At 40.9% G+C, this 10,256-nt stretch carries 8 protein-coding genes; 4 read left to right on the forward strand and 4 right to left on the reverse strand.

The features are described from left to right. Window positions 1-318: 318 nt before the first annotated feature. Window positions 319-1,380 (reverse strand): beta-carotene hydroxylase, encoded by a 1,062-nt coding sequence (gene crtR / locus RRG12_RS34820; RefSeq protein WP_420762364.1) that lies wholly within the window; start codon window positions 1,378-1,380, stop codon window positions 319-321. Between the two features lie 461 nt (window positions 1,381-1,841). After that, entirely contained in the window at window positions 1,842-1,988 is a 147-nt protein-coding gene (locus tag RRG12_RS34825; RefSeq protein WP_176727145.1) for a hypothetical protein, read from the reverse strand. A 141-nt stretch (window positions 1,989-2,129) separates the two neighbouring features. Between RRG12_RS34825 and RRG12_RS34830 the strand changes: the two genes are divergently transcribed. Then, window positions 2,130-2,552 (forward strand): lysozyme inhibitor LprI family protein, encoded by a 423-nt coding sequence (locus tag RRG12_RS34830; RefSeq protein ID WP_420762365.1) that lies wholly within the window; start codon window positions 2,130-2,132, stop codon window positions 2,550-2,552. A gap of 10 nt (window positions 2,553-2,562) precedes the next feature. On the opposite strand, the gene RRG12_RS34835 is transcribed toward RRG12_RS34830, so the two are convergent. Continuing rightward, on the reverse strand, window positions 2,563-3,240 hold the full coding sequence (locus RRG12_RS34835) for a response regulator transcription factor (RefSeq protein WP_069073325.1): 678 nt from the start codon (window positions 3,238-3,240) through the stop codon (window positions 2,563-2,565). 757 nt (window positions 3,241-3,997) lie between these two features. After that, a complete protein-coding gene (locus RRG12_RS34840) occupies window positions 3,998-4,564 on the reverse strand; it encodes a Uma2 family endonuclease (RefSeq protein WP_420762366.1) in 567 nt (188 codons plus the stop codon). Window positions 4,565-4,675: 111 nt separating this feature from the next. Between RRG12_RS34840 and RRG12_RS34845 the strand changes: the two genes are divergently transcribed. The 3 genes from RRG12_RS34845 to glgA all read left to right on the forward strand — a co-directional run bounded on the left by RRG12_RS34845 (window position 4,676) and on the right by glgA (window position 10,105). After that, window positions 4,676-7,318: a PAS domain S-box protein gene (locus tag RRG12_RS34845; RefSeq protein WP_420762367.1), complete on the forward strand. Its 2,643-nt coding sequence runs from the start codon at window positions 4,676-4,678 to the stop codon at window positions 7,316-7,318. 240 nt (window positions 7,319-7,558) lie between these two features. After that, window positions 7,559-8,530, forward strand: coding sequence for a hydroxymethylbilane synthase (gene hemC, locus RRG12_RS34850; protein WP_420762368.1), 972 nt, complete (start codon window positions 7,559-7,561; stop codon window positions 8,528-8,530). Between the two features lie 126 nt (window positions 8,531-8,656). Then, window positions 8,657-10,105: a glycogen synthase GlgA gene (gene glgA / locus RRG12_RS34855; protein WP_420762369.1), complete on the forward strand. Its 1,449-nt coding sequence runs from the start codon at window positions 8,657-8,659 to the stop codon at window positions 10,103-10,105. Window positions 10,106-10,256 lie beyond the last annotated feature (151 nt).

Consider the following 10,256-nt stretch of genomic DNA (forward strand, 5'->3'; position numbering starts at 1 on the left):
CAAAGTATACTGTTTGTATTTTACCTTCTGGGACAAACTGCTTGGTACTGAAGACCCTAATTATGAAAACGATAGTCATTAGTCATTAGTCATTAGTCATTGGTCATTGGTCATTGGTCATTGGTCATTAGTCATTGGTCATTGGTCATTAGTCATTAGTCATTGGTCATTAGTCATTAGTCATTGGTCATTGGTCATTAGTCATTAGTCATTGGTCATTAGTCATTGGTCATTAGTCATTGGTCATTGGTTATTTACAAAGGACAAATGACTAATAATAAACTCACTAGTTAATGTGAAACTTAAATGAGTAAAAGCTTATTTACAAGATTGTGATTCGTCTTGATTTTTAGTTTTATGATGATTAAACCGAATCCCTACAAAAATATCGTAAATAAACTCAAAAAAGTCTTTCTTTTGTAGTAATCCTGAACTTTGATAACAGCCTTTTTCATCTAATAAAGGCTTCATCAGATAATATGTAGATTGATACTTGTACCAGGGAATGCTAGTCCATAAATGATGAATTAAATGGTAGTTTTGCCCTAAAATCAGGATATTAAGAATTGGGCTAGGGTATACACGAGCATTTTTCCAGCGATTGCGTTCAACAAAGGGACGATGGGGCAAATAATCAAAAAACAAACCCAGTATTAATCCCACAATACCAGAAGGTACAACCCAAAAATTGAGAACGTACATTAAAAAATGATATTGAATTGAGATATAAACAATTGCAATAACGATTGAGCGACTAATGAACCATTCTAATAGCTCATATTTGCGCCACAGTCGCCGTCTAAAGAAAAACACCTCGTGGGACAAGAATCGAAATGCAATCAGCCACAGTGGGCCACCTGTAGAAACAAAATGATCTGGGTCATCTTTGGGATCGTTGACATGAGCATGATGCTGCAAATGTACTCGCGTAAACACTGGAAAAACAAACCCTAGCATCAGGGCGCTACCATGTCCTAGCATGGCATTAATTACTCGATTGCGATGGGCAGATTGGTGACAAGCGTCATGAATTACTGTCCCAGCACAATGCAAGGCAATAATGTTAGAAATAAAGCACAGCCAGTCTGGACATTGCCAAAGCCAGTAACCACAGTTGGATAACACTAGCACCGTCACCGATGCACAAAACAGTAATAGCGTTGGATTGAAATCACCAGGAGGCGCTAACAATTCTTTCGGTGGAATTTTCAGCAGCTTATGTGCTTCTGAAGTTACCGTTTTTACTTCTGTATTTACTACGTCTTTAAAGATGACTTCCAAGTTGTTGCCATTTAGGTTTTTATAGTCATCAACGGCTGGGTCGATGATGATTAGGCTCTTGTCAGGGATGTCAAAAAAATTAGGATCTAAAGAGGTCATAATTTTCCTGGTCGTGATTCGTTAATAAAATGGGCTTGAAATCCCCAACTCAGCCAGCACAGAATAAATTTCTTGCCCCGATTAGTAGAGATGAAACGCTGAAAATTTAGTCGATACTCTTCTCTATTCAAATTAGGTATGGACTGTAGGAGATAAGGGATAGGGAAATTTTTGAATTCTTTGCTACACTACACACATAAACAAAATATTTAATTTTTCATTTTTGTAGTTAGTCCTGTTACTTATCATGCTAGCGACAACGGCATATATATTTTTTGGTTTGATATCGACTATTTATCGATTCGCCAAGACAATACTTTTCCTATGTGCTGAAATTATGCGTTGTTATTGCTTTTGTGAAAAACAATTTTCAACAATATAAAGAATACAGTTATTTGAATAATAAACGCAAGAGTTTTATCGTAATTTGACGTATGATAAAAATATTTTATACACAAATATCATACTTCTAACAAAAATGTGCGTTTTATTTGCTTAAATATTTCATTCCTTTTTTTGGCTGATGCAATAAGTATATATACTAGCGATCGCTTTCCTCTTTTCGATTCCGTGTGGCTACTGTCTTCTTCTTGTAACCAAAACTCCATTGAGGGAGTCTCCTGGTAGGCAGAATATAAAAAATTTCTAATGAACTTTACTATGTATATAGCGATGAGCTAGGATAAATAAATAACATGCCCTACTTAAGATTTACTTTGTAAATCAACTCTAACAATAAATATTTTCCTATGCGTCAATTATTACCAGTTTTGGCAAGTATGCTAACTCTCAGCAGTTTAGATACTCCCACGATGACAATAGCAGCTACAACACCTGATTTACCTAGGATGCTCTTAGTTCAAAAGCTTAACTGTAATAATCCTCAAACTCAAACAGCAATTAATGAATGTACAAAGTTGTCTTATCAGAATGCAGATAAAAAACTGAATCAAGTTTATCAACAATTGCTACTTATATTAGAAAGGTCTAGAAAACAAAAATTGATTGCCGCACAGTTAGCCTGGATAAAGTTTCGAGATAGCAATTGTGAGTTTGAGAGAAGCAGATATGAGGGCGGAAGTATTGCCCCTACTATTTATTTTGGTTGTCTAGAAAAGACTACAAAACTGCGTACTCAAGAATTACAAGAATATCTAAAGCCTGACCCTTAAGTGTGAGTAATTAATCGAGTTGTTTAAGACGGTAGCCTACACCGTGAACTGTTTCAATAAAATCTTCAAAAGCTCCGGCGGCTTTGAGCTTTTGACGTAGGCTTCTAAGATGAACTTTCACAGCGTGTTCTTCTGGAGGAGACTCTAGCGACCAAATATGTTCAATAATCACGCTGCGACTAAGGACACGACGACCATTTCGCAATAATAGCTCTAATATTCCGTACTCTTTCGGGGTTAAATGTAGCATATTTTTACCGTAGCTCACTTCATAAGTACTGGGGTTGAGATGCAGATTGCCCCATTCCAAAATCGGCGGTGATGAAACATTACCCCGACGAAGCAAGGCGCGAATTCGTGCAAATAGTTCTTGCAAATCCACCGGTTTAACGACATAATCATCTGCACCTGCATCGAGTCCGGTGATTTTATCGCTAACGGTGTCACGTGCAGTAAGCATAAGAACTGGCATAGTGTAGCTGTGCGATCGCAACCGGTGACATAAACTAATTCCATCGAGTTCTGGCAACATCACATCCAGCAGCAGCAAATCATAATCCAGCATTTTGGCTTGATTCCATCCCGCCTCACCATCTGTAACCACATCAACCACATAACGCTGGTCTGTAAGGGCTTCTGCTAAAGTTTCGGCAAGGCGTACATCATCCTCAACTAAGAGAATTCGCATAATTTTTTTGAACCATACTAGTTATCTTTAAAACAATCTACGAACTCTGCTTGAAGAAATATTGCGAAAAGTAACAATTTCTCGATTTCGTTGCTTCTTTCCGATTTCTTTACCATTTCCTGAGCTATTTCCTTACTTTTGATATGTAACTTTCTATTCTATGTAGGTTTTTAATAACTTCCTGTAGATGTTCCAAAAGAACTCTATCTTTAACCAGGAGATTTTCAAAAAATGCCTTTTAGTGCATAAGTCCCATAAACCCCAATCCGCTCCGGTAAGGATGTTGACCTCAGAATTAGGTTTGGGGAAAAGATTAGTGGGTTTGGGTTAAAGGTTTTTCCTTCCCTTTTCACCGAACCGTACTGCCATAAACCCTGCATTCATATCAAATTATTTGAAGCAAAAGTAATGTTGCCGCCACAAGCGCATAAAAAGCTCCAATGTTGGATAAGAAGCCGTCATTTAATCTGTTCGGGTCACTTTTTTCTATTTGAAACTATAGACTATTCTTGCGTTGAGAGATTTACCGATTGTATAGATGCCCTAGGAGGAACATTAATTTCTGTTGAGCCGGTTGACAAAATTTGGATGGGTGATCATCGACAGGTTTTTCTTTATCGTGTCAAAGCCAGTTTGTTTACGCCTTGTCATCAGTTAAGGCAATACTGGTTTAAATATGGTGGTTTATACACTAGATTTGATAAAAATTGTTAATTTTTTTTGTATTATGGACTTCGATAATTTTAATATGGGTTTTTCACTCTAATTTCATTTTTAACCAACCAAATAACTGTTCTACTGTCAACTCTAAATCAATACCATCTAGAACAGTCAAGCTATCTTCTCTATGACAAAATTCTGGTTGTTGATGTGGTTTAAATACAAGAACTGAGCGATCATCAGGATCAATCAACCATCCTAGCTGACAACCATATTTTAAGCAGTGCAAAATATTGTTGGTAACTCGATTGGAACTTTGATCTGGAGAAAGAATTTCAATTGTCCAGTTCGGAGCAATTAACACATCATCTACAGGTTCTCCGTTATCGTCAAACTCAATTTGTTGCCAACGAATAACCGCTACATCTGGAACAATTGAGCGACCACCAAATGTACAACGCAACTCTGGAAAAGCATAAGCGATTTGCTTTTTCTCTGCGACTTCATTAATCCCATTAATCAACTTACCCTGAAGTCGGGAGTGGCGAGTTTTCGGCATTGGTTTCTGGATAATTTCACCATCAATATAAATACTTGCAGGCTTTGTTTCTGGCAACTTGAGAAATTCTTCTAGGGTTAGGGATGCAGATTTGGCAACACTCATGACTTTTGCCACTCCGAAAGTCGTACATCCAGTTTATCAACGTTCGGAACTAATGGATGAGCGAAAACAGTACACTAAACCAAATGCTTCTAATCTCTGTTCTGCACACTCATGACCGATTTTAGCGTTATGAATCTCGCCCCCATCGGTGTTGGCTTTAGCATTATTGCATTGGCGGTAATTTACTATTTTCTCAATCTAGAAGTAACTAAACGGCAACGGGCAGAAGTGATACTGCGGCAACAAACTGAGCGGGAACGCCTGGTAAACCAGATTGCTCATCATATCCGTGAATCTTTGGAGTTAGAGGAGGTTCTTACTACCACTGTTGCAGACGTGCGCGAGTTTCTCCAAGCAGATAGGGTGTTAATTTATCGACTCTGGGAAGATGGTACTGGAAGCGCAATTACTGAAACAGTTTTACCTGAATATATAAAAATTTTAGGAGAAACTTTTCCACAAGAAGTGTTTCCTAGAGAGTATCATCAAGCTTATTCATTAGGAAAAACCCGCGCGATCGCTAACGTTGAACAAGCAGATGTTGAACCATGTTTGGCAGAATTCGTGAAACAGTTCGGTGTTAAAGCCAAGTTGGTAGTGCCAATTTTACAAGAAAATCGGGAAGCGGATAAACAACGAGATAGCAAGACACCTGCTTCTAACCCTTATCTTTGGGGCTTATTGATTGCCCATCAGTGCGATCGCACCCGCATCTGGGAATCTTGGGAAGTTGAATTAATGAAGCAACTTGCAACCCAAGTGGCGATCGCTATCCAACAGTCAGAACTTTACAAACAGCTACAAACACTCAACGCTGAATTAGAACACCGCGTTGAACAGCGGACTCAAGAATTAGCTTTAGCCAATGTCTCTCTCCGAGCAGAAATTGCTGAACGTCAGCGCACTCAAGCCGCGCTGCAAGCTCTAATTACTGCCTCTCCTCGGGCCATCTTCACACTTGATTTAGAAGGGAATGTAAAAATCTGGAATCCTGCTGCTGAACGGATGTTTGGCTGGACGGAGGCAGAGGTAGTTGATCATCCTAACCCAATTTTTTTAGACGATCAATTAGAGGAATATAACACTCTCCAACAAAGTATCTTACAAGGAACAACCTATACCAGAGTGGAATTGCGCCGTTTTAAAAAAGATGGCACTGCGATCGATATAATTTTTTCTGCCGCTCCATTGCATGATCGCGACGATAGTATCAACGGCATGGTAGCAGTAATTGCTGATATTACACACCAAAAGAAGCAGGAAGAACAGGTAAGATTGCTGCAATCTGTGGTTGTAAATACCAATGATGCTGTAGTGATCACTGAAGCGCAACCCATTGGCGAACCTGGGCCACAGATTATTTATGTTAACGAAGCATTTACCCGAATCACAGGTTACAGCCTGGGAGAAGTTTTAGGGAAAACGCCCCGTATTCTTCAAGGAGCGAAAACAAGTCAAACTGAAATGGATAAAGTCTGGACTGCGCTTTCTCGTTGGGAATCAGTCACCGTTCAGGTAATTAACTATCGCAAAGATGGCTCTGAATTCTGGAATGAATTTAGCGTTTTTCCCGTAGCCGATGAAACTGGCTGGTATACCCACTGGATATCAGTACAACGTGACATTACCGAGCGCAAACAAGCTGAACAGGCGTTACGCCAGAGCGAAGAACGTTTCCGCTCATTGATTGAAAATGCTTTAGATATTGTCAAAATTCTCGATGTAGATGGTTCTATTCGCTACGAAAGCCCATCAGTCGAAAAGGTTTTGGGTTATCCAGCCGCAGAACTAATTGGCAAAAACTTATTAGATTACATTCACCAGGATGATTTTGCTAATACTTACTATAGCTTTACTCATGCCATCCAAAGTTCCGAAGTTACTGCCCCAATCGAGTTTCGTTGTCGGCACAAAGATGGCTCGTGGCGGATGCTAGAAGCTATTAGCCAGAAATTTCTAGATAACACAGCAGACACTAGAATTATAGTTAACTGTCGCGACATTACAGAACGCAAGCGATTAGATGAAATTCGCATGGCATTAGAGCGAGAAAGAGAACTGAGCGCCCTTAAAACACGTTTTTTCTCAATGGCATCTCACGAATTTCGCACACCTCTAAGTACTGCCTTAGCAGCGGCTCAATTGCTAGAAAACTGTCAAGATGAATGGGATAACTCTTCTAAGCGATTGAGGAACTTGCAGCGGATTCAACTCTCTGTCAAAAATATGGTTCAGATATTAGACGATATTTTGACCATCAATCGAGCCGAAACTGGAAAACTAGAATTTAATCCCAAACTCCTAGATTTAGAAGGATTCTGCGGTTATTTTGTGGAAGAAATGCGCCTAAGTACAGACGAAAGGCATACACTTAATTTTGTTTGCCAAGGAAAAGCTGTTCCGGCTTGGGTGGATGAAAGGTTGTTGCGTTCTATTCTGTCTAATTTGCTGCTGAATGCGATTAAATATTCTCCTCATGGAGGGAATGTACATCTTAGTCTGGAGTTTAAATCAGATAGGGTGATTCTCCAAGTTCAAGATCAGGGTATTGGAATCCCGCTAGCAGATCAACAGCAGTTGTTTGAGCCGTTTCATCGTGGCAAGAATGTCAGAAGCATTCCTGGTACAGGATTAGGATTGGTAGTGGTGAAAAAGTGTGTAGATTTACACCAAGGTCATATTAACATCACTACTCAAGTAGGAATTGGTACAACTTGTGCAGTCACTCTCCCATTAGAAGGTAAGTCTAATTAGTTGGGGATTGGGGATTGGGTATTGGGGATTGAAAAGAGACAAGGAAGAACGGGAAGACAAGGAAGAGATGTATTCAATAATTCCCCCAGTCCCCATTCCCCATTCCCCAGTCCCCAATCCCTTCTTTAGTAAAGAATTGTAATCCAAAATCCAAAATCTAAAACCCAAAATTCGCATGAGTCCCTGACTACGGTAGTCTAGATGAGAGTGAATTTATCGCCTAGTTTGATATATTGTTTTATGACTTCAGTTGTTTCTAGTCCCCCACGCACTATTCGGATTGGTTCACGCAAAAGCCAACTTGCTCTGGTTCAGACCTATTGGGTACAAGAGCAACTCCAGAAAAGCTTTCCTGATATCACTTTTGAAGTCCACACAATGTCTACCCAAGGCGATAAAATCTTGGATGTGGCATTAGCTAAGATTGGCGATAAAGGACTTTTTACTAAAGAACTTGAACTCGGAATGCTCAATCAAGAGATTGACTTTGCAGTTCATTCTCTCAAGGATCTGCCGACTAACTTACCAGAAGGGTTAATGCTGGCAGCAATTACTGAACGAGAAAATCCAGCAGATGCATTAGTGGTGCATGAAAAGCACAAAGATAAACAAATCGATACCTTGCCAGAAGGTGCGGTAATTGGTACATCTTCTCTGAGACGTTTAGCACAGTTACGCCACCATTTCCCCCACTTTACATTTAAGGATGTCCGGGGAAACTTAATTACACGGTTGGCAAAACTAGATGCAGGCGAGTACGATGCCCTAATTTTGGCGGCCGCAGGGTTAGAAAGATTGGGAATGAGCGATCGCGTTCATCAAGTTATCCCCAAGGAAATCTCACTCCACGCCGTTGGACAAGGTGCTTTAGGGATAGAATGCCGTGCTGATGATAGTGAATTGCTCTCTCTACTCAAAGCCATCGAACATCCCGAAACACGCGATCGCTGTCTCGCTGAACGATCTTTTCTACGCTCATTAGAGGGCGGCTGTCAAGTACCTATCGGTGTAAATACAGAAATATCTGGTGATAACTTGACCTTAACAGGCATAGTCGCCAGTGTAGATGGTCAAAAGCTGGTAAAAGATACCGTCACTGGCATTGCCAACAATGCCGAAGCACTAGGCACAGAACTAGCAGAACTGTTACGTCAACAGGGAGCGCAAGAAATTCTAGAAGAAATTTTTGCGGTGATTCAGCGCGGTTCCTAAGCAATTGGGTAAGCCGATGTGATTAGATAAGAATTGATCGCCGTTACACAAAAGACGCGAAAAATCGCGTTGGTCGGGATCAGCAAGTTAATTTGACAATATAGACTCAGGGAAGCAAAAATTACCATGCGGATTCTATTTGTTGCAGCAGAGGCAGCACCCATTGCGAAAGTAGGAGGAATGGGTGATGTTGTTGGGGCATTACCCAAATTTCTGAGAGAAATGGGGCATGATGTGCGGATATTCTTGCCTTACTATGGCTTTCTGCCAGACAAAATGGAAATTCCCAAAGAACCCATCTGGCGGGGAAATGCCATGTTCCAGGAATTTGCTGTTTATGAAAGCGTTCTGCCTGGTACTGATGTTCCCTTGTACTTATTTGGACATCCCGTATTCCTACCCCGCCGGATTTATTCTGGAGATGATGAAGACTGGCGGTTCACCTTTTTTTCCAATGGTGCAGCCGAATTCGCCTGGAATTACTGGAAACCAGAAATTATCCACTGTCATGATTGGCATACGGGGATGATTCCCGTGTGGATGCACCAAGATCCTGATATCACCACAGTGTTTACCATTCATAACCTGGCTTATCAAGGGCCGTGGCGTTGGTATTTAGAGAAAATTACTTGGTGTCCGTGGTATATGCAAGGACACAACGTCATGGCAGCGGCGGTGCAATTTGCCAATAAGGTAAATACAGTTTCGCCCACTTATGCCGAGCAAATCAAGACAGCAACCTACGGTGAAACTTTAGAAGGTCTGTTGTCCTTTATTAGCGGTAAACTATCTGGAATTATCAACGGTATTGATACCGAGGTTTATAATCCAGAAAATGACAAATACATTGCTCAAACCTTTACTGCTGATACTTTAGATAAACGCAAAGCCAACAAAATTGCTTTGCAAGAAGAAGTAGGATTAGAAGTCAACTCCAAAGCCTTTTTAATTGGGATTGTGACCCGATTAGTAGAACAAAAAGGCATTGATTTGATATTGCAAATCCTCGATCGCTTCCTTTCTTATACAGATGCCCAGTTTGTGCTGTTGGGGACAGGCGATCGCTACTATGAAACTCAGATGTGGCAATTAGCATCCCGCTTCCCCGGACGCATGGCAACTTACTTACTGTATAACGATGCCCTGTCTCGCCGCATCTACGCTGGTACTGATGCTTTCTTGATGCCTAGTCGTTTTGAACCATGCGGTATTAGCCAAATGATGTCTTTGCGCTACGGTTCTGTGCCCATTGTCCGCCGCACAGGTGGATTAGTTGACACCGTAACCCATCACGACCCCGAAAATGCTGCTGGTACTGGTTATTGCTTTGACCGCTATGAACCGCTAGACCTTTTCACCTGTATGATCCGGGCTTGGGAAGGCTTCCGTTTTAAACCGCAATGGCAAGAACTACAACAACGTGGCATGGCCCAAGATTTTAGTTGGTATCAATCTGCCAAAGAATACGTGAAGTTGTACAGATCAATTTACGGTTTGCCAGAAGAAGAGGAGACTCCAGAACCAAAGTTAGTGTTAAACGAAGCAGTCACCACTAGCAAGCAAAAAGGCGGTTAGAAACCGCGTATACACAGACAAAACCCACCTCCGTGGGTTTCAAACCTCAACGAAAATCGGCGAGAATCCCATCCCAACAAGAGGGGTGGGAGAGATAGCATTGGTGTCAACTTAAGCTAGAAATAGCTGCGCTGCGGGCTTCATAACCCGC

It is taken from the genome of Nostoc sp. CALU 546, assembly GCF_048836525.1.

Excerpts from the sequence above, each read along its gene's own strand:
- hemC (WP_420762368.1), top strand. The coding sequence starts at position 7,559 with ATGACTTCAGTTGTTTCTAGTCCCCCACGCACTATTCGGATTGGTTCA.
- RRG12_RS34830 (WP_420762365.1), top strand. The coding sequence starts at position 2,130 with ATGCGTCAATTATTACCAGTTTTGGCAAGTATGCTAACTCTCAGCAGT.
- glgA (WP_420762369.1), top strand. The coding sequence starts at position 8,657 with ATGCGGATTCTATTTGTTGCAGCAGAGGCAGCACCCATTGCGAAAGTA.
- RRG12_RS34840 (WP_420762366.1), bottom strand. The coding sequence starts at position 4,564 with ATGAGTGTTGCCAAATCTGCATCCCTAACCCTAGAAGAATTTCTCAAG.
- RRG12_RS34835 (WP_069073325.1), bottom strand. The coding sequence starts at position 3,240 with ATGCGAATTCTCTTAGTTGAGGATGATGTACGCCTTGCCGAAACTTTA.
- crtR (WP_420762364.1), bottom strand. The coding sequence starts at position 1,380 with ATGACCTCTTTAGATCCTAATTTTTTTGACATCCCTGACAAGAGCCTA.
- RRG12_RS34825 (WP_176727145.1), bottom strand. The coding sequence starts at position 1,988 with ATGGAGTTTTGGTTACAAGAAGAAGACAGTAGCCACACGGAATCGAAA.
- RRG12_RS34845 (WP_420762367.1), top strand. The coding sequence starts at position 4,676 with ATGACCGATTTTAGCGTTATGAATCTCGCCCCCATCGGTGTTGGCTTT.